Raw genomic sequence first — 25594 nt, forward strand, 5'->3', positions numbered from 1 at the left:
CCAGCGGTGCACCTCGTCAATCGTGACGTCCCCACCCATGCACAGTCCAACGAGAGTCCGGACCGCCGGTCACGGCAACTGCGGCTGCAGTACTAGTTCATCGGCGAGCCGATGGCGGTCGAGCCCGTGGTGAGGAAGGCCGTCGCGGGCAGTGAGCCGTCCGGCTTCCGGGCGCCGTACGCCGTGGTCGCGTCGGTCGACTTGAAGGCGGGGGTGCTGACACCGCTGTCCCAGTTGTTGGCGGCGGAGACCGTGGCGGGCCCCAGCTTGTCCGGGCCGCCCCTGTTGCTCACGGCGAGGTTGCGGGCGAGATGGGCCTTGCCGGTGGCGAAGTAGAAGCCGGCCTCGGTGTTGGCGTACGCGGTGTTGCGGTTCAGCACGATCGCCCCGGTGTTGGAGTTCTCGGTGAAGCCGTTGAGGGAGTTGTCCCAGGCCGCGTCGTTGTTGACGACGTGCGCGACCGCGACGCCCCCGCCGCCCAGCTTGAAGCCGTTGCCGTTGCCCTCGAAGGCCGAGTCTTTCCAGCGGTTCTTGCCGTTGCCGAAGGCCCAGGAGTGCTCGATGGTGACCGGCGAGGAGAACTGCCAGAGGTCGAGGCCGTCGTCCGAGTTGTTGTACAGGCGTGCGCCGGTGACCTTGTTGCCGGTGCCGGAGCCGAACTTGATGGCGATGCCGTCGGCGTTCTGGCCGTGCCCGGCGGCGTCGTAGTTGCCGTGACTGTCCAGGTTCTGCACGAGGTTGTTCACGGTGTTGTCGCCGCGCAGGGTGAGGCCGGAGTCGCCGTTGTCCGCGGTGACCAGGTTCTTGAAGACACCGCCGGTGGAGGAGGTGACGACGAAGCCCTGTGCCGGGGAGTTCTGGAAGGTGAGGTTCTGGACGGTCCAGTAGCTCCCGTAGATCCCGGCGAGCCAGGAGCCGGCGGGCAGCTTCGAGCCGTCGATCTTCACCTTCTCGCCGCCGTAGGCCTGGAGGATGATCCGCTGGGAACCGGTGCCGCTCGCCGTGGACTTCAGGGTGGCCCTCGGGTAGTACGTGCCCCCGCGCACCTGGATGACGGTACCGGCCGCCGCGTTCTTCACGGCCGACTCCAGCTGCGCGGTGCTGGACACGGTGACCGTGGTGGTGGCGGCCTGGGCGCCGCCGTTCGACAGGCCGAGGCAGACGCCGCCGGCCCCCGCGGCGACAGCCACCGTCGCGGCGATCGAGAGGGTGCGCGTCCTGCGGTGGCGTCCGGTGCTCTGGCGCACTGGGGTGTTCCTTTCCTAGGGGGAGGCTACGGACACCAGTCGCCGCGGTGGGCGGAAGAGGTTGCCGGGCCGAGCGAAAGCGAGCGAAAGTTTCGGCGGTTCTCATCTCCCTCTCATCGATTGACGCGTCGATCCCCACTGGCAACACTCCGAGGGCGCAACAACCAACAGAAACCCCCACGCTCAGACAGGATTGCCCATGCGTCTCAGAGCCGCACTCCTCACCTGTCTCGCCCTCCTCCTCACCCTGTTCGCCGCCCCACCCGGCACCGCGCACTCAGGAGCCCCGCCCGTGAAACACCCCAAGTACGCCGGTTACCTCTTCGCCTACTTCACCGGCGAGGGCACCGCCGACGGCGAGCAGATCCGCTACGCCCTCAGCCGGGGCAACGACCCGCTGCACTGGCGGGAGCTGAACGCGGGCCAGCCGGTCCTGACGTCCACCATCGGCGAGAAGGGCCTGCGCGACCCATTCGTCATCCGCTCCCCGAAGGGCGACAAGTTCTACCTGATCGCCACCGACCTCAGGATGTACAACAACAGCAGCGGCAGCTGGGACTACGTCCAGCGACACGGCAGCAAGTCGATCATGATCTGGGAGTCCACCGACCTGGTGCACTGGACGGACCAGCGCCTGGTGAAGGTCGCCCCCGACAACGCGGGCAACACCTGGGCGCCGGAGGCCTACTGGGACGACTCGCTCGGTGAGTACGTCGTCTTCTGGGCGTCCAAGCTGTACGCCGACGACGACCCCGACCACACCGGATCGACGTACAACAAGATGATGTACGCGACGACGAAGGACTTCCGCACCTTCAGCGCGCCGAAGGTCTGGGACGACCCCGGCTACTCCGTCATCGACTCCACGGTGGTCAAGTACAAGGACTCGTACTACCGCTACACCAAGGACGAGCGGGACCCCTCCTCCAGCTCGCCCTGCTCGAAGTTCATCACCGGGGAGAAGTCGACCAGTCTGACGAGCACCAAGTACGACTTCGTCTCGGACTGCATCGGCAGCGGCTCCATCGAGCGCGGTGAGGGCCCGACGGTCTTCAAGTCGAACACCGAGAAGAAGTGGTACCTGTTCATCGACGAGTACGGGCTGCGCGGCTACGTGCCCTTCGAGACCACCGACCTCGACTCGGGCAAGTGGACGATGTCCAAGGACTACCAGCTCCCGGCGAGCCCCCGGCACGGCACGGTGATGCCGGTGACGCAGGCGGAGTACGATCGGCTGCTGGCCGCCTACCCGAGCACGTCCACCTCCGTGGTGGACGCCACGGCGAAGGACCAGAAGGGGTACGCGATCGTCACCGAGTCGGCGTCGAAGGTCGTGCTCCCGATGGAGCCGGACGCCGATCTGTCCCGCCTGGCACCGAAGTTGTGGGTGGGTGAGGGTGCCGGCATCAGCCCGAAGTCCGGCAGGCATCGCGACTTCCGCAAGCCGCAGACGTACACGGTGACGGCGGCGGACGGCACGACCCGCACCTGGACGGTGGAGGCGGTCCGCACCCGCAGCCCGATCCTGCCCGGCCTGAACGCCGACCCGGACGTCCACTACCTCGACGGCCAGTACTGGATCTACCCGACGACCGACGGCTTCCAGGGCTGGAGCGGCACCAGGTTCAAGGCGTACTCCTCGAAGGATCTGGTCCACTGGAAGGACCACGGCGTGATCCTGGACCTCGGGCCCGACGTCTCCTGGGCCGACAAGAACGCCTGGGCGCCCGCGATCGCCGAGCGGAACGGCAAGTACTACTTCTACTTCTGCGCGGAGCAGCAGATAGGCGTGGCGGTGGCCGACTCCCCCGTCGGCCCGTTCAAGGACGCGCTGGGCAAACCGCTGGTGGCCAAGGGGAAGCTGGCGGGCCAGATGATCGACCCGGCCGTCTTCACGGACGACGACGGGCAGTCGTACCTCTACTGGGGCAACGGGCACGGGTACGTGGTGCCGCTGAACGACGACATGACGTCGTACGACCCCGCGAAGGTGAAGGACATCACCACGGACAACTTCCGTGAGGGTTCCTTCGTGATCAAGCGGAACGGCACGTACTACTTCATGTGGTCCGAGGACGACACGCGCAGCGAGAACTACCACGTGGCCTACGCGACGGGACCGTCCCCGCTCGGCCCGTGGACCAAGCGGGGGACGATCCTGTCGAAGCGTCCCGAGTACGGCATCCTCGCCACCGGCCACCACTCCGTGGTGAACGTGCCCGGCACCGACGACTGGTACATCGTCTACCACCGGTTCGCACTGAACGGCCCCGGCAAGGCGGGCGGTGACGGTATGCACCGCGAGACGACGGTCGACCGTATGCGGTTCGCCGCCGACGGCACGATCGAACCGGTTGTCCCGACCCTGGAGTCCATCAGACCGGTCAAGTCCAGTGAGGACCGGTGAGGACCGCTAGCTGACGAAGTACGTCGGGTTCGGGATCTTGTACGTGCGGTCGGCGTGGCCGCCGTCGAGGTCCGAGTACTGGTCGCCGAAGTTGGCGATGATCTCGTACCCGAGGTCGTCCTCGATGTGCTTGCGTGTACCGGACTTGTACTGGACCGTGGTGCAGTTCCAGGTGCCCGGCGTGGCGCAGGCGCTCAGGTAGGCCGGCGGGTTCGCCTTGTCCTTGAGGAACATGTGGTCGGCGTCGAGGTTCACATCGGCGCCGACCTTCTTCAGGTTCTCGACGGCGGCGGAGCGCTGCGCCTCGCTCAGGCCCGAGTTGTAGAAGACCTCGACGCCCTGGGACTCGGCGTACCGGACCAGCTCGGGGCTGCCGAAGACGGCCGGCCGGTCGGCCTTGTTCACGTAGTCGGCCCACGTGGTGCCGTTGTACGTGTAGTTGTAACGCTTCTCGTAGTCGAGGCTGAGCAGCAGCGTGTCGTCGATGTCGAAGACGACGGCGGGCTTCTCGTGCCGGTGGTGCGCCTTGCGCGCCGCCTTGTCGATGTACTTCCTCGCCGCCGCGTCGAGGCGCGCCAGGTCCTTGGCGTACGGGCTGTCAGGCGACGCCTGGTACACGCCGCCCGCGTCCGCCGTGGTGCCGTAGTAGGTGTCGATGTCCTTCACCAGGAGCCCGATGTTGTAGGGCTCGTGGGTGGAGTTCGCCGTGGACTGACCGGCGGTGGCCGCGCCGGCGCCGTAGAGGGCGCCACCGGCGAGGGCGCAGGCGGCGGTGACCGCCGCGATCCGCAGTGATTTATGCATGACAGGTTTCTACGCGCGTCACCCCACCGGGCGCGACACCCGTTGCCCGATCGATACCTTCTGGGTCGGTGCAACGGGTGCCTGGGCCTGGGTGGGGAGTGCGGCCGGTGCGGCGCCGAACGCCATGGCCGCGCCCAGGGTGAGAGCGGTACGACGAGACATAGGAATGCGGTCCTTTCCTCGTGCTGGGTGGACACTTCCCGGGGTTCGGGCCGGGGTTCGGGGGTCAAGGACGCCAGTCGCCGAGGTAGGCCGCCGGGGTGTGCGACGCGGCCTCGGAGGCGGTGAGCTGGGGGCGGTTGCCGGGGACAGTGATCACCGCACCCGGCCCCGAGTCGCGGTACTCGTGGAAGCGCATGGACTGCCACGGGTAGGCGTCGCGCATGTTGGTGTAGGGGGCGGCCGGGTCGATGCCGGGACCGATCCAGGTGTCCCGGACGACGAGCGACGGCCAGGCGGTGGTCTCGTACGACGGCACCCACGGGCGGGCCAGCTTGTAGGCCCCGTCCTCCGCGGCGGAGGTGATGCGGCAGCGGACCGCGAGGATGCCGTGCGGGTTGGCGCGGGCCGTGGACGGGGCGAACACCATGCCCTTGGGGGTGAAGGAGACGTCCCGCTGGAGCGTGCGGAAGTGGCAGCGGTCGAAGACGGCGGTGGCCCGGCCGAAGACGAAGTCGACGTCGCCCTCGATGTGACAGCGGTGGAAGTACTGCCGGTCGAAGGTGTCGAGCGCGGATGTGTCGGCGAAGAGGGTGTCCTGGTGGGCGAGCAGCCGGACATTGTCGAAGCGGGTGCGGTCGCCGTAGGTGTAGGCGGCCACCGCCTGGGTGCCGGTGATGTCGGGGTGGTCGGCGCGCAGCCAGTCGTTGGCGATCGTCAGGTCGCGGACCGTCAGACCGGGTGCGGCCGAGGTGAAGGTGGCCGAGCCCGCCGTGCCGTAGGTGCCCGAGCCGTCCGGCTTCCGGGTTCCGTTCGCGTTGTCGTAGACGATGACGGCGTCACGGGGGTCGCGCGTGGCGCCCCGTAGGGTCAGGTGTTCCTTGTCCGCGGGGACGTCGACGACCTCGCGGTACGTCCCCGGGTGCACGACGATCGTCCACCCGGGCCCGGCCACCGCGTCCACGGCCGCCTGGACGGAGTCACCGGGGCGGACGTGCAGGGTGCGGTGGCCGCGGGCGAGGGCCGGCGTGGTGCCGGCGGCCACCAGGCCAGCGGTGATGCCGGTGAGCAGGGTGCGTCTGCGCATGCCGTCAGCACTCCTTCCACGGCGTCCAGTCGCCGAGGTAGGTCTCCCGGGTCGCCGACCGGGCCTGCTCGGCCGTGAGTTGGGGGCGGTTGTCCGGGAGGGTGATCTCCGCGCCCGGGCCGGTGTCGCGGTACTCGGCGAAGCGCTGGCTCTGCCAGGGGTAGGCGGCCGACATGTCGGTGTACGGCGCGACCGCGTCGATGCCGGGACCGAGCCGGGTGTCGCGCACGGTCAGCATCGGGCGGGCGGTGGGGTCGGAGCCCGGGACCCAGGGACGGGCCAGCTTGTAGTAGCCGTCGGGGGCCTCGCTGCTGACGCGGCTGCGTGTCACCAGGTAGCCGCGGGGGTTGGCGCGGGCCGTGGAAGGCGCGAAGACGAAGCCGTAGGGGGCGGCGATGAGGTCGGTGCGGTTCAGGGTGCGGAAGTGGCAGTGCTCGTACACGGCCGTCGCCCGGCCGAAGACGAAGTCGACGTCGCCCTCGATGTAGCAGTGGGCGTAGTACTGCCGGGCGAAGGCGGCGAGCGCCGTCGAGTCGGCGTACAGGGTGTCCTGATGGCCGAGGAACCGGCAGTGGATGAAGGCGCTGCGGTCGCCCTGCACCTTGATGGCGACCGCCTGGGTGCCGGTGACGTCGGGGTGGTCGGCGCGCAGCCAGTCGTTGGCGAAGGTGATCCAGCGGGCGGTGAAGCCGTCGGCCTGGACGGTGGTGGTGGCCGAGCCGGTGGTGCCGTAGGTGCCGGAGCCGTCCGGCTTCGGTGTTCCGCCCGCGTTGTCGTAGACGATCACGACGTCGCGGGGGTCCTCCGAGGCACCGATCCAGGTCGCCTCGGTGCGGGTGGTGTCCAGGGCGACGGTCTCCCGGTAGGTGCCCGGGGCGAGGACCAGGGTCCGGCCGGTGCCGGTCGCGGCGGTCACGGCGGCCTGGACGCCTGTGAAGTCGCCGCGGCCGTGCGGGTCGACGTACAGGGTGTTCGGTGTGAGGCGGCGGGCCGGTGATCCGTACCGGCCGAAGGGGCGCCGGCCGCCGGTGGCGTCCGCGTGCGCGGGGACGGCGGTCGCGAGGCCGAGCGCGGCGGCGGCGCTCGCCGCGAGGAAGCCCCTTCTGGACAGGGGTGGTCGGTGATGGGGCGAGGGCATGCGGATGCTCCTTCGCAGGGCTCATGGGGAGGGGTGGGCCGGGGCGAGCGCCCCGGCCCGTGGTGCGCGGGGCGCGTCAGCGCAGTCGGCCGGCGCCGGCGCAGTGGTCGACGATGCCGGGCACCCGCATCGCCGGGTCGACCTTCGTCCGCAGGGTCGGCGTCCAGCCCGCGCCGGACTGCAGGACCTCGCCCGGGACCTCGGCGTTGTGCACGGCGATCAGGTCGGTCAGGGTGCCGTTGACGTAGTTGTCGTCGGCGGTGACCGGTGCCTCCTTCCACTTCTTCAGCACGTGCCCCGCGCCGGTCCCCGCGGGCAGCGTGAACGCGTTGTGTTCGGCGACCAGTTGCGACTCCATGCCGATGCCGTAGCTGTAGGAGTAGCCGTCGCCCGCCACGAAGTGGTTGTTGTACGAGTCGACCTGCCCGAAGCGGACGCGCGGGGCGCGCTCCACCAGGTTCGAGAACAGGTTGTGGTGGAAGGTGACCTTGAGGTGGCCGCGGTCGACGGCGGCCGTCGCGGCGCCGTCGCTGTTGCCGATCAGGATCGTCTTGTCGTGGTCGGCGAAGACGTTCCAGGAGGCGGTGACGTAGTCGGCGCCCTTGACGATGTCGAGTTCGCCGTCGTGCTGCTCGTAGATCCGCCCGAAGTAGTGCGGGAGGGTGCTGTCCGGGTGGTCGCCGTCGGTGAAGGTGTCGTGGTCCATCCACACATGGGTGGCCCCGTAGATCACGGCGCTGTCGTACTCGGAGTTCCAGTTGCCGTCGGCCGTGTCGGTGGGGTCCCACTGCGGGAAGCAGTCGAGGGGGCTCTCGAAGCCCAGGTTGCGGACGATGACGTTGTCCACGCCCTTGATCTGCAGGCTCGCGCCCTTGAAGCCGGCGTTCCTGCCGACGCCGATGATGGTGGTGTTGGCCGGGACGTCCGCCTTGATGTAGGCGTCCTGACGGGCGGCGGAGGCCCGGCGCAGGCCCTCGGGACTGTCGTCGGGCTCGGCGTCCAGGGTCTTGTCGCGGCCCCACACGGCCGGGTCGTACGTCTTCAGGTAGGCGTCGAAGTCGTAGCCGGGGACCGCGAACGACGCGCAGCTCGGGCCGTCGGCGTCGATCGTGCCCTTCACCTTGATGATCTTGGGTGCGGTGCCGCCGTCGGCGAGGGCGGCCTTGAAGGCGTCCCAGGTGGTGACGGTGTAGACGTGCGCGCGGTCGGCGGCGGCGCCGCCCGTGGTGCCGGTGCCGGAGGCGGCCCAGCCGTCGTTCGCCGCGAGGGTCTGGTGGGCGAGGTCCGGGTGCCGGGGCTGGGCGGAGGCGGTGCCGGTGACGGCGAGCGCGAGGGCTGTGCAGCCGACGAGGGTTCCTATGACACGTCCATGACATTTCTGTGTGCGCACTGTGCGGGTCTCCTCAGCTTGCGGGTGGCCAGGTGATCCAGGAGGTCGGGATGTCCTCGTGCAGCCGGACGACGTCGTGCCGGGCCACCACCCGGGTGCGCAGCAGCTCCTGCGCCACGAGCCGGGCCACGGCGATGGCCCCCGGCGGGTTGAAGTGCGTGTTGTCCTGCTCGGTGTCCGTCCAGTTGAAGTACTTCTTGGTCGCCTCGACCCCGAGCGACTGCCACAGCGCGAGCGACAGCGCCTCGATGTCGAGCAGCGCCACGCCCTCCTCCTGGGCGAGCGCGCGCATCGCCGCCGGATAGTCGCCGTGGGTCGGCACCGCGTTGCCGTCGGCGTCGAACTTCCTCCGCTCGACGGGGGTGGCGAGGACGGGCCGGGCGCCCTTGGCTCGCGCCCCGTCGACGTAGAGCCGCAGATAGTCCTGGTACGTGCTCCAGGGCTCGGTGTAGCGGGTGGGATCGGCGGACTTCTCGTCGTTGTGCGCGAACTGGACGATCAGCAGATCGTGCGGCCGGATCTCGGCGAGGATCGCGTCGAGCCGGCCCTCGTCGACGAAGCTCTTCGAACTGCGCCCGTTCACAGCGTGGTTGGCGACCTGCACCTCCTTCCGGAGGAAGAAGGGGATCGCCATTCCCCACCCCGTCTCCGGGGCGGCGTCGGCGTACTTCTGGGCGGCGGTGGAGTCACCGGCGATGTGGACCGTACGACGGTGGGGAGCGGCCTGGGCGGTGCCGTTGGCGGCGAGGCCGAGCGGGAGGGCGGCGAGCGCCGCCAGTGTTGCCTGTCTGCGCGTAAGGGACACGAAGGTGCACCTTTCAACAGGGAGGAGGAGGCTTACCTAGGGGCGCGGGGCTGCATCGATATGCGGCTCCGCCGCGTGGGCGCGACCGACCACAACGGCACTCAGCCGCGCCCACGACCGAAACCACCCCAGCTCAGTGGTGGCTCTTCCAGTCGGCCTGCGCCTTGTTCAGCTGGTCGGCCAACGTGTCCAGAAACTCCTTCGCACTCATCTTCCCGAGCAGCAACTTCTGGAAGTTCGGCTCGTTGTCCGCCTTGGAGATCGTGTTCCAGTCGGGCAGGTAGTAAGGCAACTGCACGATCTTCGTGTCGCCCCCGTTCAGCGCCTCGGCCGCCAGCTTCGTCGGCTCGGCCTGCTGGATCCACGTGTCCTTGGCCGCGTCGGTGTTCGCCGGGACCTGCCCGGCCGACTCGTTGAACTTGGAGTTCTCCGCGGCGGAGACGGCGAACTCGATGAACTTCCAGGCGGCCGCCTTGTTCTTGCTCGACTTGAACAGGCTCAGCCCGTCCACCGGGTTGGACACCTGCACCCGGGTGCCGTCGTCCAGCGTGGGATTCGGGATGCCCCGGAACTTGTCCTTGCCCAGTGCCTTCAGATGGTCCTGGTACGAGCCCAGGTTGTGGCTCAGCATGCCGATCGTGCCGCTGTCCCACTGGGCGACCATCTTCGTGAAGTCGTTGTTCACGTCGGCGGACGGGGTGTCCTTCTTGTAAAGCGCGACGTACTTCGCGAGAGCGGCCACGTTCTTGGGGTCGTTGACGGTGGTCTTGTCACCGTTCCAGAACGACGTGATCCCGGTCTGGCCGTAGACCGCGTCGAGGGCCGGCGCGATGGCGCCCTCACCGCCGCGAATGGTGAAGCCGAACTGGTTCTTGCCCTTGTCGGTGAGCTTGTCGGCGGCCGCGTAGAACTTCGACCAGGTCGTCGGCGCGTCCAGGCCGGCCTTCTTGAACAGGTCGGTCCGGTACCACAGCGTGCCGTTGTTCGCGGAGGTCGGCACCTGGTACAGCGCGTCCCCGCCGCCCGCCGCCTTGCTGACGTCGATCAGGTTCTGGCTCAGCTTTCCGTTCAGCGAGCTCTTCCGCAGCCGGCTGTCCAGCGGCTCCAGCGCGCCCTGCGCCCCGACCTCGGCGAGCATCGCGGTGCCCACGCCGCCGACGTCCGGCAGGCCGCCGCCCTGGATGGCGGTGTCGTACTTGGACTGGGCGCTGGCCGCCGGGATGCCGACGTACTTGACCTTGATGTCCGGGTACTTCTGCTCGAAGTCGGCGATGACCTGCTTCCAGATGTCGGTGCGGACACCGCCGTTGTTGTCCCAGAAGGTGATCGTGCCCTGGCCGGAACCCTCGTCACCCTTGCCACCCGTGCCGCCGCTGCCGTCGTCGCCGCAGGCGGTGGCGCTCAGCGCGAGCACGGAGCCCAGGGCGACGGCCGTTGCGGCGCGCCTGCTTCTGCGGATGCTGCTCTTCATCGGTCGGCTCTTCTCTGTTTCCGGGTTCGACGGTGAGGTGAGATCACGAACGGTTGGAAAGCGCTTGCTACGGAGGTGCGTCATTGCGGCTCCCGACAGGCGTACGGATGGGTTACAAGGGGTCGACCCGGAACCGGGTGAAGGCCGCCGCCCCGGCGTGCCCCGGTCCCTCGGGCGCGACGGCGAACAGGCCGAGCAGAGCACCGACCCACCGCCAGGGCGTGGCGGTGAAGACGGGACCGGAGGGGCGGAAGCCGTCCCCGGTGTCGGCGGCGAAGCGGCAGCGTGCGCCCGGACCGATCTCGATCCGCAGCCGGGCCTGCCCCTCGGTCGCGGGCCGCGGGTGCTCGGCGTCCCGCTCCGTCACCGCCGCGGCCTCGGCGAACCGGTGCACGAGCCGGACCGTCCCGTCCGCCACGCGCTCCAGCCCGATCCAGCCGAAGGCATCGCCGAGCACCGCCAGTCCGGCCCGCGCCCCCGGCACGGTGCCGTCCAATCGCAGCCCGACCTCGGCCAAGCACGGTGTGCCGGGCAGTCGCTGGGTGAGTACGTTCGGCAGTTCGCGCAGGTCGCGGTGGCCGGCCGAGCGTACGCAGGTCAGCCGCAGCCCGTCTGCGGAGTGCTGGGTTGCCCAGCCGCCCTGGGGGTTGGCGGCCCACTGCCACTGACGGCCGTACCGTCCGCCGGGGAAGTCGTCGTCGGTGGCGGGCGCGGCGGGCGGCTGCGGCGGCAGGTCGGGCCTGCGGTGTACGGCGACGGGGGCGCCCTCGTCCCCGATCACCGGCCAGCCGGCCTCGCTCCAGCGCATCGGCTGCAGGTGGACGACCCTGCCGTACGCGCCCCGCTGCTGGAAGTGCAGGAACCAGTCCTCGCCGGCCGGGGTGCGCACCCAGCCGCCCTGGTGCGGCCCGTTGACGTCGGTGTCCTTCTGCTCCAGGACGATCCGCTCCTCGTACGGCCCGAAGAAGCCGCGCGAGCGGAAGGCGCCCTGCCAGCCGGTCTCCACCCCGCCGGCCGGTGCGAGGATCCAGAACCAGCCGTCGTGCCGGTAGAGCTTGGGGCCCTCCAGGGTGAACCAGCCGGGGATGCGGTCACCGTCGACGATCACCTTGCCCTCGTCGAGCAGGGTGGTGCCGTCGGGGTGCATACGGTGGCCGGTGAGGCGGTTGTTGGCGCCGGCCCGGGACCTGGCCCAGGCGTGCACGAGGTAGGCCTCACCGGTCTCGTCGTCCCACAGGGGGCACGGGTCGATCAGGCCCTTGCCCTCCTTGACGAGGTGCGGGGCCGTCCAGGGGCCCCGGATCTCGGGCGCGTTGACCTGGAAGACACCCTGGTCGGGGTCGCCCCAGAAGATCCAGAAACGGTCGTCGTGGTGTCTGATCGACGGTGCCCAGACCCCGCGGTCGTGCCGCGGCGACGCGAACTCGTCCTCCGGCTCCAGGCGTTCGAGGGCGTGGCCGACGAGGGTCCAGTGGACCAGGTCGCGCGAGTGCAGCAGCGGCAGACCGGGGGCACGGCCGAAGCTGGAGGCGGTGAGGTAGAAGTCGTCGCCGACGCGGACGACGTCCGGGTCCGACCAGTCGGCGTTCAGGACCGGGTTGCGGTACGTCCCGTGGGTCACTGGCTCACCGCCTTGCGCACCAGCGCCGCCGCGTCCTGCCGGTCGAGGCGGCCGTCGGCGACGACCGTGACGATCCGCCGTACGACGGTCTCGCCGGGCGGGATCGGCAGCCGCTCCTCGGACGCCAGCGAGGAGCCCACCCCCGGGTACTCGGTGCTGCGGACGAACCAGGGGTCGCGCCGGGTGTCCTCCGTGGCCCCGGCGAAGACCAGCGTCCAGCCCGCGCCCGCGAGGGCGAGCCAGCCGGCGCGGGCGCCGTGCACCGCCGACTCGCCCTCCCGGTCGGCGGTGAAGACCTCCGCGGCGGCGGCCTCCTTGCGGGCCCGCCAGAAGAAACCGCCGTAGGCGGCGCCGGGGCGCCCGTTGGTGGCCGGGCTGCCGATGGACAGTGGGCCGGGGGTGACATTGGTGAGGGAGAAGGTGAAGTCGAGCGCCCAGGCGGAGGGGCCCAGTCCGGTGGCCGCGACGATACGGCGTTCGCGGAATAACTCGGTTCCCGCGGCGATCCAGCGCAGTTCCTCGACGAAGCCGTCGGGGTCGCGGAGCTGGAAGGACACGTGGCGCTGGCTGCCGTGGTCGCCCGGCTCGGTCGGGCCCCGGCCGCGGACGAAGGTGCGCCCGCCCCAGAAGTTGTGCCCCTCGACATCGGGAACGGCGACACCGACGCCGAGGTGGTGGGTGTGGTCGGCGGGGCTGAGTTCGGTGACCGCCGTGCCGGCCAGGGTGGTGACGGGGTGCAGATAGGGGCGCGGGGAGAGCCGGGCCGGCAGCTCGGGACGGGTGACGTAGCGGCCGACCGGGCGGCCCGCGACCCGCAGGACCGGGTTGTCGTTGGTCGTCATCAGGTGCTCACCTCTTTCGGTGGGGCCCAGGAGGCGCCCAGCTCGGAGTAGAGGCCGAGGGTGTCGGCGGCGGCCGCGACCAGAGAGTCGATGCCGGGTACGATCCGGCGGTTCTCCTCCGGGACCAGACGCCAGGCGTCTGCGGGCAGGGCGGCCGGGTCGTCGGCCAGCCGGATCGCCTCGACGACCTTCATGAAGGCGCCGGTCGACTCGGGTTCGACCAGCAGGTCCGCGCCGGTGGTGACGTGGTCGACGAGGTTCTCCAGCAGGTCGGTGCGCTCGTACTCGGTCTCCTCGGGCCCGTGGCCCGCGCGCTGGAGCAGCACGCGGTCCTGCTTGTACCAGTAGGTGATCCGGCCGGCGGAGCCGTGCACCAGGACGTACGGCTCCCCCGGCTGCTCGGCGCACAGGGTCGCGGCGACGGTGACCGGGCCGAGCGCGGTGGCCACCCGGACGCAGGAGGTGTCGTCGGACTCGATGTCGTTGGCGCGCAGCAGTTCGGTCTCGATGCCGGTGACGTCCTCGGCGCGGGTCGTGCCGAGGACGGCGAGGCTGGTGGCGACGGCGTGGGCGAGGGGGTTGGTGAGGACCCCGTCGATCACGTCGTCGCCGTTCAGCCGGCGCTTGCCGGCCCAGGGCGCCCGCCGGTAGTAGGCCTCGTCACGTGCCCAGGCCCCGGCGCCGCCGACCCCCCTCACCACGCCGATCGCGCCCTCGGCGATCATCCGGCGGATCGCGGGCACGGCGTGCGAGCCCAGCGACTGGAACCCGACCTGACAACCGACCGAGGCCCTCGCGACCCCGTCGGCCATGCGCCGGAACTCGGCGTAGGACGGCGTGGGCGGCTTCTCCAGCAGGATGTGCACACCCCGGTCGGCGGCGATCAGCGCCAGGTCCGTGTGGGTGGGGATGGGGGTGCAGATCACGGCGATCCGGGCTCCGGTGGCGTCGAGGAGGGCCCCGAGGTCGGCGGACTGCTCCGGTGTGCCCAGGCCGTCCGGGATCTCCTCGTCCGCCAGCGGGGTCAGTTCGCAGATCCCCGCCAGCCGGACGGCTCCCTTCGCCTGGAGCCGGTGGATGTTGCCGAGGTGCCAGCGGCCGTGGCCGCGCGCGCCGGCCAGAACGATCGGTACGGTTGTGCTCATGGACGCATCCTCCCTGTGTCCGTACCGAGGGTTACCTGCCGGGGTCTCATCCCTTCACCGCTCCCGCACTGAAACCGGTGATCAGCCACTTCTGGATGAAGGCGAACACGATCACCACCGGTACGGCCGCGACGATGCCGCCCGCCGCCAGCGCGCCCAGGTCGACGCTGTCCGCGCTCATCAGGGTGTTGAGCCCGACCGGGATGGTCTGCTTGCTCTGGTCGGACAGGAACATCAGGGCGAACAGGAAGTGGTTCCAGGCGTGCACGAACGCGAAGGAGCCGACGGCGATCAGCCCTGGGCGCAGCAGCGGCAGGACGACGATGCGGAACGCGGTGAAGCGGTCGCAGCCGTCCACCCAGGCGGCCTCCTCCAGGGAGTACGGCACGTTCCGGATGAAGCCGCTGATGAGGATCATCGACAGGGGCAGTTGGAAGACGGTCTCGGCGAGGATGACACTGCCGAGCGAGTTGATCATCTGGAGCTTGGCGAAGATCTGGAACAGCGGCACCAGCAGCAGCGCGCCGGGGACGAACTGGGAGCACAGCAGCGCCAGCATGAACGCGCGTTTGATCCTGAAGTCGAAGCGGGCGAGGGCGTAGCCGCCGGCCAGCGCGACGACCGTGGTCAGGAGCAGGGTGGCGACGCCGACCAGCACGCTGTTCTGGAAGTACGTGCCGAAGCTCCGCTCCGTCCACACCTTCTGGAAGTGGTCGAAGGTGACCGGCCAGGGCACCAGCGAGGTCGAGCCGGCCGGGCGCAGGGCGAAGAGCAGGATCCAGTAGAACGGGATCAGGGTGAAGAGCAGGTAGACCGACAGCGGGACGTAGATCTGCCAGCGGGGGACCTCGTCCCATGCGCGGCGCTTCCCGCGTGACCGGGCCGGTTCGGGTGCCACACGCTCGGGTGCGGGCGCGATCTCGGTGATCACTTCTGGTCACCTCCGAACTTGCTCAGCCGCAGATAGACGATCGAGCAGAAGAGCAGGATCACGAACGCGACCGTGGTCAGGGCGGACGCGTAGCCGAAGTTGTGGGCGTCGACGCTGGTGTTGGCGATGTAGAGCGGGAGTGTCGTGGTCTCGCCCGCGGGACCGCCGCCGGTCAGGGTGTAGAGCAGGTCGACGTTGTTGAACTCCCACACCGCGCGCAGCAGTGTCGACAGGACGATGGCGTCCTTCAGATGGGGCAGCGTGATGTGCCAGAACTGCTTCAGGCGACTCGCGCCGTCGACCTCGGCGGCCTCGTACAGGTCCTTGGAGACGGACTGGAGGTCGGCGAGGATGAGGATCGCGAAGAACGGGACGCCCCGCCACAGGTCGGCGACGACCGCCGCCGGGAAGACGGTCGAGGTGTCCGACAGCCAGCTGGTGCCGTAGGAGCCGATCCCCATGTCGGCGAGGTAACGGGTGATGCCGGTCTGGGAGTTGTAGAGCAGCACCCAGATCGCGGAGGTCAGCACGCCGGAGACCGCCCACGGGGAGAAGACCAGGGCGCGGCCCAGCGCCCGTCCGGCGAAGGTCTGGTTGACGATCAGGGCGAGGGCGAGACCGCAGAGCAGCTGGAGTCCGACCTCGACGACGACCCACTTCGCGCTGAAGGTGAGCGTGTCCCAGAACTGAGGGTCGTGCGCGAAGGCCTGGGTGAAGTTGTCGAAGCCCGCGAATCCGTTCCGCCACGGCTTGGTGGGGTTGTAGTTCTGCAGGCTGTAGTAGAAGACGCTGATGACCGGGTAGGCGATGAAGCCCAGCATGAGCAGGGCCGCCGGGGCGATCAGCAGGTACGGGAGCCTGCGTGGCGTCGCGGAGGCACGGCGCCGCCGGGGTGGCGCGGGCGGTTTCGCCACGGCTGCGGCTTGGGCCATGACTGTTCTCCGTTCTGGTGCGTCGTGCGGTCTCGTGCGGCCTGGTGCGGGGGGGGGAAGCGCTTTCTTCGTGGGCAGGGGCCGGGGCGTCGGCCTCGACGGGTGGGTCAGCCCGCGTACGGGTCCGCGACCTTGCCCGGGCGGGCGAGGAACTCGAAGTCGCAGCCGGTGTCGGCCTGGGTGATCTGGTCGTTGTAGAGCGCGCCGTAACCGCGCTCGTAGCGGGTGGGCGGTGGCGTCCACCGCGCCCTGCGCCGCTGGAGTTCCTCGTCGTCCACGTCGAGCCGCAGGGTGCGCGCCTCGACGTCCAGGGTGATCAGGTCTCCGGTACGGACCAGCGCGAGCGGGCCGCCGATGTAGGACTCGGGCGCCACGTGCAGCACGCAGGCGCCGTAACTCGTCCCGCTCATCCGGGCGTCGGAGATCCGCACCATGTCGCGTACGCCCTGCTTGAGCAGGTGGTCCGGGATCGGGAGCATGCCGTACTCGGGCATGCCCGGGCCGCCCTTGGGCCCGGCGCCCCGCAGGACGAGCACGCTGTCGGCGGTGATGCCGAGGGCGGGGTCGTTGATGGTGCGCTGCATCGTCCGGTAGTCGTCGAAGACGACCGCGGGACCGGTGTGCTTGAGCAGGTGCGGCTCGGCGGCGATGTGCTTGATGACCGCGCCGTCCGGGCAGAGGTTGCCGCGCAGCACCGCGACGCCGCCCTCGTCGGCGACCGGGTTGTCCCGGGGGCGGATGACGTCGTCGTCGTGCACCCGGGCGCCGGCGATCTGCTCGCGCAGCGTGTCGTGGGAGACGGTCGGCCGGTCGAGGTGGAGCAGGTCGGTGATGCGGGAGAGGAACCCGGGCAGGCCGCCGGCGAAGTGGAAGTCCTCCATGAGGTACGTCCGTCCGCCGGGGCGGACGTTGGCCAGCACCGGGACGGTGCGGGCGATGCGGTCGAAGTCGTCGAGGGTGAGGCGGATCCCTGCGCGTCCGGCCATGGCGATCAGGTGGATCACGGCGTTGGTGGAACCGCCGAGGCCGAGGACGGTGGTCACCGCGTCCTCGAAGGCCTCACGGGTCAGGATGTCGGACAGCTTGCGGTCCTGGTGGACCAGTTCGACGATCCTCAGGCCGGACGCGGCGGCCATCCGGTCGTGCCCGGAGTCCACGGCGGGGATGCTGGACGCGCCCGGCACGGTCACGCCGAGTGCTTCCGCGGCGGCGGTCAGCGTGGACGCGGTGCCCATGGTCATGCAGTGGCCGGGCGAGCGGGCGAGGCCGCTCTCCAGCTCGGCCATCTCGCAGTCGCCGATGAGGCCGGCGCGCTTGTCGTCCCAGTACTTCCACATGTCGGTGCCGGAGCCGAGGACCTCACTGCGCCAGTGCCCGGGGAGCATCGGCCCGGCGGGCACGAAGACGGTGGGCAGGTCGACGCTCGCGGCGCCCATGAGGAGGGCGGGCGTGGACTTGTCGCAGCCGCCCATCAGGACGGCGCCGTCGACCGGATAGGACCGCAGCAGCTCCTCGGTCTCCATCGAGAGCATGTTGCGGTAGAGCATGGGGGTCGGCTTCTGGAAGGTCTCGCTGAGGGTGGAGACCGGGAACTCGAGGGGGAAGCCGCCCGCCTGCCACACTCCCCGCTTGACGGCCTGCGCCCGATCCCTTAGATGCACATGACAAGGATTGATGTCGGACCAGGTGTTGAGGATCGCGATGACGGGCTTGCCCAGGTGCTCCTCGGGCAGGTAGCCGAGCTGCCGGGTACGGGCCCGGTGACTGAAGGAGCGCAGTCCGTCGGTGCCGTACCACTGGTGGCTTCGGAGCTCTTCCGGCTTCTTCATGTCCGGCCGCTTCATATGGCCCACCTCGCGGCGATGGCGGCGACCTCGGCGCGTTCGTCCTCGGGCAGCGGTCTGCTCGGCGGGCGGACGTCCCGGCGGCACAGTCCGAGGGAGGCCAGGGCCTCCTTGACGACGGTGACGTTGTTGGCGGAGCCGTTCATGGCGCGCAGCTCCTCGAAGCGGCGGATCTGCTCCCAGACCTTCATCGCGGCCGGGTAGTCACCGGATCGAAGCGCTTCGATCATGTTCAGCGAAACGGCCGGAGCGACGTTCACCAGCCCCGAGGTGAAGCCGGTGGCGCCCGCGGAGAAGTACGAGGGGGCGTACGGCTCGGCCAGGCCCGCCACCCACACGAAGCGGTCCAGGCCCGCGTCCCGGGCGAAGGCGGCGAACCGCGCCGCGTCCGGCACCGCGTACTTCACGCCGATCACGTTCGGGCAGGCGTCGGCGAGCTCGGCCAGTCGGGCGCCGGTGAGCTGGGCGTTGCGGATGTACGGAACCACGCCCAGTTCGGGGACGGCCTCGGCGATGGCGCGGTGGTAGTCGACCCAGCCGGACTGGGAGACGTAGGGGTGCACGGGCTGGTGCACCATCACCATCTGCGCGCCGTGCTCACCCGCGTGCCGGGCGGAGGCGACGGCGGTCGGCACGTCGTGCCCGACGCCCACCAGGACGACGGCGCGTTCCGCGGCCTCCTCCAGGGTCAGCTCCGTGACGAGACGGCGCTCCTCGGGGCTGAGGGCGTAGAACTCGCCGGTGTTGCCGCCCGGCGTGAGCGTGGTGATGCCGCCGTCGAGCAGGCGACGCAGCAGGGCCCGGTGGATGTCCTGGTCGACGCTGCCGTCCGCGGCGAACGGGGTCACCGGGATCGCCACCACGTCGGCCAGAGCGGCCCGCTGGGTCTCGAACGTCGCGCTCATTCCTGACCTTCCTCTGCGTGGGCGTGGGGGAACGCGCGCCGCACGAACGACGCGATGTGCGCGTGCAGGGCGGCCGCCGCGCCGTCCGCGTCGCCGGCCAGGGCGAGCCGCAGGATCTCCCGGTGCTCGTCGGCCTCCCGCTCCCAGGAGGGGTCGGCGGCCCAGGCGACGGCCGACACCAGGGCGGCCTGGTCGCGGACCTCGTCGAGCATCCGACCGAGCAGCGGATTCCCGCACGGCAGGTACAGCGCGCGGTGGAACTCACGGTTGGCCAGGGAGCGTTCGGCGGTGTCGGTGGCCGCGTCGGCCCGGTTCAGGGCGTCGCGGGCGTCGTCGAGGGACGCGCCCCGGCGCACGGCACGCCTGAGGGCCTCCGGTTCGAGCAGCAGCCGCACGTCGTAGACCTCGCTCGCCATGTCCGCGTCCACCATGCGCACCGTGACGCCCTTGTACTGGCTCATCACCACCAGCCCGGTCCCGGCCAGCGTCTTGAGCGCCTCGCGCACCGGGGTCTTGGACACCCCGAACTGCGCGGCGAGCTCGGTCTCGACCAGGGCCTGACCGGGCGTCAACTGCCCGGTGAGGATGCGGTGTTTGATCCCTTCCAGCACGTACTGCGTGCGGGACGGGATCGGCGTGGGCACAGAGGTCATGCGCGCCTCTCGGTGTCGCGTATCCGATGTCGTGTATCGCGTCTCATATATGACGTACGAAGTACGACGCGACGAAGGTAGGAGGGCGCGTGTGTTTCGTCAATGCTTCCGGCAGCGGAAGTTGAGGTTGCCGAGGCGGAAGGGTCAGAGGGTTCGCGTCTCACCCTCGCGGGCGGTGTCGGTGGGCCGCCCGGCGGCCACGGCGGCGCGGGCGGTCGCCGTCTCGCGGGAGAGCGTCGGCCCCACGTGAGTGACCAGCAATTCCTGCACACCCGCCGCCCGCGCGACGCGTCCGGCGTCCTCCGGGGTCAGATGGACCTGTTCGCCATCGCGATGCTCGTCGATGTCCGCCTCGCACAGGAACAGGTCCGCGCGGGCGGCGAGTTCGGTGAGCGCGTCGCAGGGGCCGCTGTCACCCGAGTACGCCAGGACGCTTCCCTGGCTCTCGGCGCGCAACCCGTAGGCCTCGGTGTCGTGGACGACGGCGCGGGCGGTGAGGCGGAGGTTCCAGTGCCGGACGGTGTGCTCGTCGTACAGGGGGCGGAAGTCCAGGACGTGGCTCAGCCACTTCACGTCCGACCGGCCGAGGAAGGCCGCGAGACGGCGGGCGCAGTCCTGGGGCGCGTACACCGGGATCGGCGCGGGCGGGGTGAGTCCGCCGAAGGCGAAGGCGTAGGCGGCGGCGAGCAGGTCGGCACTGTGGTCGGCGTGCAGGTGCGAGATCCAGATCGCCGTGAGCCGTGCCGGGTCCGTGTGCCGCTGCAACTCGGCGAAGGTTCCGGTGCCCGCGTCCACCCACACCTCGGCGCCCCCGCCGCGCAGCAGGTACCCGGAGCAGGGGCGGCCGGGGCCGGGGTGCGGGGAGGCGGTGCCGAGGATCGTGAGACTGAGGGGCATGGTGGGGAGAGTACGGTCGCACGGCCCCGGCCCGCCCGCCGTTTGCGCCGATCTACGGTCGCCTCGTCCTGTTTGCGGCCGGAGCCACGTGGGTGGTCCGGCAACGCCGCGAGCGAGCGTGCCAGGCGTCGCGCGGGTCGGACAGGCCCTACGGGCGCCACTCCGGGGCACGTCCGCTCAGCCCCACCGTCCGGTCCAGCAGCGGTGCGCCGTCCGGGACGGGCACGACCGGACCGAAGATGGCGGGACGGTCCGGAGCTTCGGCGGCGGCGCGGAGGAAGCCGTACGACGCCTCCAGCGCGGCCGGGTCGGGGACGTACTCCTGGCCGGTGGCGCGGGCCAGGTCCCAGCCGTGGACGACCAGCTCGTCGACGGCGACGGCTCCCGCGACCGCGCCGGGCAGGTCCACGCCGCCCGCGCGGGTCATGCCGGTCCAGGCGTCCGGGTCGCGCCATGCCTCGGCGAGTTCGTCGAACACCTTGGGCAGCTCCTCACGCCAGCCGGGGCCGATGTCCGGCACGGCCGTGTTCGGGTTGGTGTCGGTGGTGGCACCGAGGTCCTTGCGGGCGGCGTCCCGGAAGGCGGCGGCGAGGCCCACCAGGTGGCCCAGCAGATGACGCACCGCGTAGTCCGGACAGGGCGTGGCGGCCGAGAGCTGCTCGTCGGTCACGGCCTCGGCGAGCCGCGCCACGACCAGGGTCTGCGGGCCGAGGTCGAGGATCGTGTCGGTCATGGCTTGCTCCTTCGGGGCTGCGGTACCGGTACGGAGGGTGGACCGGGCGGGGCGGGGAAACTCATCGGTGGCCCGGGGAGTTTCCAGGGCGCCTGCCCGATGCCCGCGGGCAGGCCTTAGACCCAAGATGACCAGGCATGACCACCTCCTGGACCGTGACCCGCCTGCTCCGTGACCGCAACGCGGCCCTCTACCTCACCGGCGTCGTGGTGTCCGGTTTCGGCACCTCCGCGCTCTGGCTCGTGTCGGGCGTCTGGGTCAAGGACCTCACCGGATCCAACGGCCTCGCCGCCCTGTGCACCGCCGCCCTCTGGGCCCCCACCCTCGCCGGGCCGGCTCTCGGCACCCTCGCCGACCGGTTCCGCCGCAAGCCCCTCCTGATCCGGGTCAATCTCGGTCTCGCCGGGCTCCTGCTCCCCCTCTGGACCGTCGACTCACCCTCCGCCGTCCCCCTGCTGCTCACCGTCCTCGTCTGCTACGGCGCGGCGGGAGTCGTCGAGGACGCGGCCGACTCGGCCCTCGTCGCCACCGCCGTCGACCCCGCCCTGCTCGGCGATTTCAACGGGCTGCGGATGACCGCCCGCGAGGGGACGAAACTGGTCGCCCCGCTGACCGGCGCCGCTCTCTACGCGGCGTACGGCGGGCCGAGCGTCGCGATGCTGGACGCCGGCACGTTCGTGCTGGCGGCGGGAGTGTGCGCGCTGCTCCGGGTCCGCGAGGAACACCCGGGGCCGGCCGGCGACGACTGGTGGCGGCAGACCGTGGAAGGCGCCCGTCTCCTGTGGGCCCGCACCACGCTCCGTCCGCTCGTCCTGGCCGGCGGGGCGACCATGTGCCTCACCGCGCTCGGCAGCAGCCTGAACTACGCCGTCGTGGACGCCCTCGGCCACTCCCCCGCCTACACGGGCGTGCTGTACGCCGTCCAGGGCGTCGGGTCGGTCGCGGTCGGGCTGGTCTCCGGGCCGGCGCTGCGCCGGCTCGGTGAGCGCCGGTTCGCGGCGTACGGCATCGCGCTGACGGCGGTCGCGGTGGCCGCGCGGGCGCTGCCGTACGACGCGGTGGTGCTGGCGTGCAGCGCGGCGGGCGGGCTGGGGCTGCCCTGTGTGCTGGTCGCCGCCTACACCGCCGTACAGCGGGAGATCCCGGCCGACGCCCTGGGACGGGTGACCGCGACCGCCGACACGCTGATGTTCACGCCCAACGTGATCGGTCTGGCCGTCGGGGCCGCCCTCGTCGGACTCGTGGACCACCGGCTGTTGCTGGTGCTCCTCGGCGGCGCGCTGCTCGCCACCGCCGGGTCACTGGCTCAGCGCAGCGCCTCCCGCACCGCCGAGAGGTCCCCGTCCGACGCCAGCCCGGCGTGATACAGCCGCAGTTCCGTCGCCCCCAGCTCCCGCGCCCGCGCCGCGTCCGCCGCGAGGGTGCGGGGGCTGCCGCCCATGCCGGAGACGATGGTGAAGTTGGCGGCGATCACCGCGCCCTCGCGGCCCTGCTCGGCGAACGGTACGAGCGGTTCCGGGCCGCCCGCGCAGGGGACGACCACGCCGTCCGCGACGGACAGGATGTGCGCGGGGTCCACGCCCGGGTTGGCGCCGCAGTGGTAGGGCACCGGGTCGGCGTGCAGCAGCACCTGGAAGCCGTCGGGTGCGGCGGCGCGGACGGCGGCGACCGCGTCCTCCTGGAGGGTGCGGGCGGTCCGGTCGCGCCACGCGCGCGTGGCGGCCGCCGTCTCCTCGCCGAGGAGCTTCTCCACCCCCGCCCAGGCCCCGTCGTCCGCGACGCCCTGCCACAGGGGCTCCAGCGCGGCCCGTACGGAGGCCGCCAGCTCGTCGGCGTCCAGGCCTTCCGCGGAGTAGCCCTCGCGGCAGGCCGGGCAGAAGCACAGCGCCATCAGGTACTGGCCGGCGTCCCCGAGGCCGACGCCGGCGGTCTTGTCGTGGGCGTGCAGGTGCTGCAGCCCGTACCAGCCGAGGGACTCCAGCTCCGTGCCCCGCGCTCCGGGCCGTACGGCGGCCTCGGCGGCCAGGTCGACCAGGTACGCGCGCGTGGCGGACTGGGCGATGCAGGGCGCCCAGGGGTACCGGTCGCCGTAGGCGTTGACGACCGAGGTGCCGGGGTGTTCTGCGCCGAGGCGGGAGTTGTGGGCGAGGACCACCCAGGTGTGCACCTCGAGGCCGGCCGCCGCGAGGGCGTCGGCGGCCTGCCCGTAGGCGTCGCCGGGGGCCCAGTCGCCCGCGGGGTACGGGCTCGGGGTGCGGCCCGCCCAGTGGTCGCCAGGCGGGTAGAGCACGGCGGCGTGCTCGGCGGTGACGATGCGGTGGCGCGGATGGCGGGGGGTCAGCGCGCGCGTGGAGTGGTAGGCGGCGGCGAGGGTCACCTGCTCGACACCGAGCGCGGCGATCCGTGCGGGCGCCTCCGGGTCCCCGTTGACGTCCCAGGGGTAGACGAACGTCGACGTCTTCACACGTCCTCCTCGAGCAGTGCGTACCCGCGCTCGATCAGCTGAGCGAGCTGCTTGACATGATCCTCGGTCGGCTCGTGCAGCGGGGGCCGCACCTCGCCCACGTCCAGCCCGCGCAGCCGTACGGCCGCCTTGACCAGGGCGACGGCGTAGCCGCGGCCCTGGGCGCGCAGTTCGACGAACGGGCGGTAGAAGCCGTCCAGGAGGCGGTGGGCGGTGGCGTCGTCGCCCGTCTCCAGGGCGCGGTGGAAGGCGAGGGCGATCTCGGGCGCGAAGCAGAACACGGCGGAGGAGTACAGGCCGATGCCGATGCCGCGGTAGGCGAGCTGGGTCTGCTCGGCGGTGGGCAGGCCGTTGAAGTACAGGAAGTCGCCGGGGGTCTCGGTGCGGACGGCGCTGACGATCCGCTGCATCAGGTCCAGGTCGCCGAGGCCGTCCTTGAAGCCGATTATGCCCTCGGTCCGCGCCAGCTCCGCCACGGTCGCGGGGGTGAACACCGCGTTGTCGCGCTGGTAGACGATCACGGGCAGTTCGGTGGCCGCGGCGATCTCCCGGTAGTGGCGCAGCAGCCCCTCCTGGCCGGGGACGACGAGATAGGGCGGCATGGCGAGCAGGCCGTCGGCCCCGGCCGCCCGGGCCAGTGCCGCGTACCGCACGGCGAGCGCGGTGCCGTATCCGGCGCCCGCGATGACCGGTACGCGCCCCTCGGCCGCCTCGACGGCCGCCCGCACGCAGGCCTCGAACTCCTCCGGCAGCAGGGCGTGGAACTCGCCGGTGCCGCAGCAGGCGAACACGGCGGCGGCGCCCGCCTCGACACCCCGGCGCACGTGCGTGCGGTAGACGTCGAGGTCGACGGAGCCGTCCGGGCCGTACGCGGTGACTGGGAAGAACAGCGGCCCCCGGGGGTCACGGAGACGAGCGGCGAGAGGGGCTGGCGTCACGGGCTCTCCCTGTCGGTGCATACTTCTGATCGACGTCTATATTTCTGAACGCGCCCACGCTAAGGGCCCCACTCAAGGCGGGTCAAGCGCGCAAACGAGCAATAAGAGAAGGGATTTGCGCAGTCCACGGGTCCACTTGACCTGGTGCGCCGACCCTCCCTAACGTGTCCACGCATGTGAATGCCGGACAAGCATCCGCACATCGGATGCGCCGCCCGAGCCAAGGAGACCCAGGATGCCCGCACCCCGCACCGTTCTGCTCACCGGCGCCGCAGGCGGGCTCGGCACCCTGATGCGCGACCTGCTCCCGGAGTACGGCTACGAGCTGCGCCTGTTCGACGTGCGCCCCATCGAGGAAGCGCCCGAGGCCATCGTCGCCGACCTCGCCGACAAGGAGGCGCTGCGCGAGGCGGTCCGGGGCGTCGACGCGATCCTCCACCTCGCGGGCATCTCCCTGGAGGCACCGTTCGAGAAAATTCTCAGGGCGAACATCGAGGGCACCTACAACCTCTACGAGGCGGCCCGCCAGGAGGGCGTGCCGCGCATCGTCTTCGCCTCCTCCAACCACGCGGTGGGCTTCACCCCGGCCCCCCGGGACGGCGCCCCGCTGATCCCGATCGACACGCCGCGCCGCCCGGACACCTTCTACGGCCTGTCGAAGTCCTTCGGCGAGGACCTCGCGCAGTTCTACTGGGACAAGCACGGCCTGGAGACCGTCTCCGTGCGCATCGGCTCCTGCTTCGCGGAGCCGACCAACGTGCGCATGCTCTCCGTGTGGATGAGCCCGGCCGACGGCGCCCGTCTCTTCCACGCCGCGCTGACCGCCGAGGACGTCGGCCACACAGTCGTCTACGGCTCCTCCGCCAACACCCGTCTGTGGTGGGACCTGAGCACGGCACGTGCGCTCGGCTACGAGCCGCAGGACGACTCCGAGCCGTTCGCCGAGAAGCTCATCGCCGAGCAGGGTGAACTCGACCCGGAGAACCCGGCCCACACCCACCTCGGCGGACCGTTCGTGAGCGACCCGCCGATCTGGCCGTACTGACCGGGAATCCACCCCGTGCGGCGGCGGGCGGGCACCGAACGGGCCCGCCCGCCGCCGTAAGCGGGCATCCGCGCCGCCCGATCCCACCCCTCCCCCGGCGGCCACGCAGGTCCGAGGCGGTCATCCCACGCCGCGA

General features: G+C 71.0%; 22 protein-coding genes. 3 read left to right on the forward strand and 19 right to left on the reverse strand.

Translation table 11 applies throughout. The annotated features are described in order from the left end of the window. Nucleotides 1-92: 92 nt before the first annotated feature. Nucleotides 93-1247: a right-handed parallel beta-helix repeat-containing protein gene (locus ACFYZQ_RS00005; protein ID WP_389139790.1), complete on the reverse strand. Its 1155-nt coding sequence runs from the start codon at nucleotides 1245-1247 to the stop codon at nucleotides 93-95. A 199-nt stretch (nucleotides 1248-1446) separates the two neighbouring features. On the opposite strand from ACFYZQ_RS00005, the gene ACFYZQ_RS00010 reads away from it, so the two are divergent. After that, on the forward strand, nucleotides 1447-3654 hold the full coding sequence (locus ACFYZQ_RS00010) for a family 43 glycosylhydrolase (protein WP_389139793.1): 2208 nt from the start codon (nucleotides 1447-1449) through the stop codon (nucleotides 3652-3654). A gap of 6 nt (nucleotides 3655-3660) precedes the next feature. On the opposite strand, the gene ACFYZQ_RS00015 is transcribed toward ACFYZQ_RS00010, so the two are convergent. From ACFYZQ_RS00015 to ACFYZQ_RS00090, 16 genes are all read right to left on the reverse strand, one after another. Then, the gene (locus ACFYZQ_RS00015) at nucleotides 3661-4458 is read right to left on the reverse strand and encodes an HAD family acid phosphatase (protein ID WP_389139796.1); all 798 of its coding nucleotides are present in this window, start codon (nucleotides 4456-4458) and stop codon (nucleotides 3661-3663) included. Nucleotides 4459-4684: 226 nt separating this feature from the next. Then, a complete protein-coding gene (locus ACFYZQ_RS00020; RefSeq protein WP_389139799.1) occupies nucleotides 4685-5704 on the reverse strand; it encodes a pectinesterase family protein in 1020 nt (339 codons plus the stop codon). Nucleotides 5705-5708: 4 nt separating this feature from the next. Then, entirely contained in the window at nucleotides 5709-6842 is a 1134-nt protein-coding gene (locus ACFYZQ_RS00025) for a pectinesterase family protein (protein WP_389139802.1), read from the reverse strand. 76 nt (nucleotides 6843-6918) lie between these two features. After that, nucleotides 6919-8232, reverse strand: coding sequence for a polysaccharide lyase family 1 protein (locus ACFYZQ_RS00030; RefSeq protein ID WP_389139805.1), 1314 nt, complete (start codon nucleotides 8230-8232; stop codon nucleotides 6919-6921). A gap of 13 nt (nucleotides 8233-8245) precedes the next feature. Next, nucleotides 8246-9037, reverse strand: coding sequence for a rhamnogalacturonan acetylesterase (locus ACFYZQ_RS00035; protein WP_389139808.1), 792 nt, complete (start codon nucleotides 9035-9037; stop codon nucleotides 8246-8248). Between the two features lie 133 nt (nucleotides 9038-9170). Beyond that, nucleotides 9171-10508, reverse strand: a complete 1338-nt coding sequence (locus tag ACFYZQ_RS00040) for an ABC transporter substrate-binding protein (protein WP_389139811.1) — start codon at nucleotides 10506-10508, stop codon at nucleotides 9171-9173. Nucleotides 10509-10620: 112 nt separating this feature from the next. Beyond that, nucleotides 10621-12129 carry a family 43 glycosylhydrolase gene (locus ACFYZQ_RS00045; RefSeq protein WP_389139814.1) on the reverse strand — a complete coding sequence of 503 codons (1509 nt, stop codon included), beginning with the start codon at nucleotides 12127-12129 and terminating at the stop codon, nucleotides 10621-10623. Then, entirely contained in the window at nucleotides 12126-12971 is an 846-nt protein-coding gene (locus ACFYZQ_RS00050; protein ID WP_389139817.1) for a PmoA family protein, read from the reverse strand. The genes ACFYZQ_RS00045 and ACFYZQ_RS00050 overlap by 4 nt, the downstream gene beginning before the upstream one ends. Beyond that, nucleotides 12971-14116 carry a Gfo/Idh/MocA family protein gene (locus ACFYZQ_RS00055; protein WP_389139820.1) on the reverse strand — a complete coding sequence of 382 codons (1146 nt, stop codon included), beginning with the start codon at nucleotides 14114-14116 and terminating at the stop codon, nucleotides 12971-12973. Before ACFYZQ_RS00055 ends, ACFYZQ_RS00050 begins: the two co-directional genes overlap by 1 nt. Nucleotides 14117-14162: 46 nt before the next feature. Then, entirely contained in the window at nucleotides 14163-15047 is an 885-nt protein-coding gene (locus ACFYZQ_RS00060) for a carbohydrate ABC transporter permease (RefSeq protein WP_389139822.1), read from the reverse strand. After that, nucleotides 15044-15979: a carbohydrate ABC transporter permease gene (locus ACFYZQ_RS00065; RefSeq protein ID WP_389139825.1), complete on the reverse strand. Its 936-nt coding sequence runs from the start codon at nucleotides 15977-15979 to the stop codon at nucleotides 15044-15046. Before ACFYZQ_RS00065 ends, ACFYZQ_RS00060 begins: the two co-directional genes overlap by 4 nt. A gap of 107 nt (nucleotides 15980-16086) precedes the next feature. Next, complete coding sequence (gene araD / locus ACFYZQ_RS00070; protein WP_389139827.1) at nucleotides 16087-17823, reverse strand: L-arabinonate dehydratase; 1737 nt, start codon at nucleotides 17821-17823, stop codon at nucleotides 16087-16089. Continuing rightward, nucleotides 17820-18728, reverse strand: a complete 909-nt coding sequence (locus tag ACFYZQ_RS00075) for a dihydrodipicolinate synthase family protein (RefSeq protein ID WP_389139830.1) — start codon at nucleotides 18726-18728, stop codon at nucleotides 17820-17822. The genes araD and ACFYZQ_RS00075 overlap by 4 nt, the downstream gene beginning before the upstream one ends. Continuing rightward, nucleotides 18725-19381, reverse strand: a complete 657-nt coding sequence (locus ACFYZQ_RS00080) for a GntR family transcriptional regulator (RefSeq protein ID WP_389139833.1) — start codon at nucleotides 19379-19381, stop codon at nucleotides 18725-18727. The genes ACFYZQ_RS00075 and ACFYZQ_RS00080 overlap by 4 nt, the downstream gene beginning before the upstream one ends. Nucleotides 19382-19525: 144 nt before the next feature. After that, entirely contained in the window at nucleotides 19526-20278 is a 753-nt protein-coding gene (locus ACFYZQ_RS00085; protein WP_389139835.1) for an MBL fold metallo-hydrolase, read from the reverse strand. A gap of 148 nt (nucleotides 20279-20426) precedes the next feature. Next, nucleotides 20427-21011, reverse strand: a complete 585-nt coding sequence (locus tag ACFYZQ_RS00090) for a TIGR03086 family metal-binding protein (RefSeq protein ID WP_389139838.1) — start codon at nucleotides 21009-21011, stop codon at nucleotides 20427-20429. Between the two features lie 137 nt (nucleotides 21012-21148). On the opposite strand from ACFYZQ_RS00090, the gene ACFYZQ_RS00095 reads away from it, so the two are divergent. Beyond that, the gene (locus ACFYZQ_RS00095; RefSeq protein ID WP_389139841.1) at nucleotides 21149-22375 is read left to right on the forward strand and encodes an MFS transporter; all 1227 of its coding nucleotides are present in this window, start codon (nucleotides 21149-21151) and stop codon (nucleotides 22373-22375) included. On the opposite strand, the gene ACFYZQ_RS00100 is transcribed toward ACFYZQ_RS00095, so the two are convergent. Together ACFYZQ_RS00100 and ACFYZQ_RS00105 are read right to left on the reverse strand one after the other, a co-directional pair. Beyond that, a complete protein-coding gene (locus tag ACFYZQ_RS00100) occupies nucleotides 22318-23475 on the reverse strand; it encodes a hypothetical protein (RefSeq protein ID WP_389139844.1) in 1158 nt (385 codons plus the stop codon). The two genes, ACFYZQ_RS00095 and ACFYZQ_RS00100, sit on opposite strands and share 58 nt — an antisense overlap. Next, on the reverse strand, nucleotides 23472-24413 hold the full coding sequence (locus ACFYZQ_RS00105) for a 5-dehydro-4-deoxyglucarate dehydratase (protein ID WP_389139846.1): 942 nt from the start codon (nucleotides 24411-24413) through the stop codon (nucleotides 23472-23474). Before ACFYZQ_RS00105 ends, ACFYZQ_RS00100 begins: the two co-directional genes overlap by 4 nt. Nucleotides 24414-24648: 235 nt before the next feature. Here ACFYZQ_RS00105 and ACFYZQ_RS00110 point away from each other — a divergent pair, with 235 nt between their 5' ends. Continuing rightward, nucleotides 24649-25458 carry an NAD-dependent epimerase/dehydratase family protein gene (locus tag ACFYZQ_RS00110; RefSeq protein ID WP_389139849.1) on the forward strand — a complete coding sequence of 270 codons (810 nt, stop codon included), beginning with the start codon at nucleotides 24649-24651 and terminating at the stop codon, nucleotides 25456-25458. Nucleotides 25459-25594: the final 136 nt, after the last annotated feature.

Source organism: Streptomyces sp. NPDC001843 (assembly GCF_042891955.1).
Classification (GTDB): domain Bacteria; phylum Actinomycetota; class Actinomycetes; order Streptomycetales; family Streptomycetaceae; genus Streptomyces.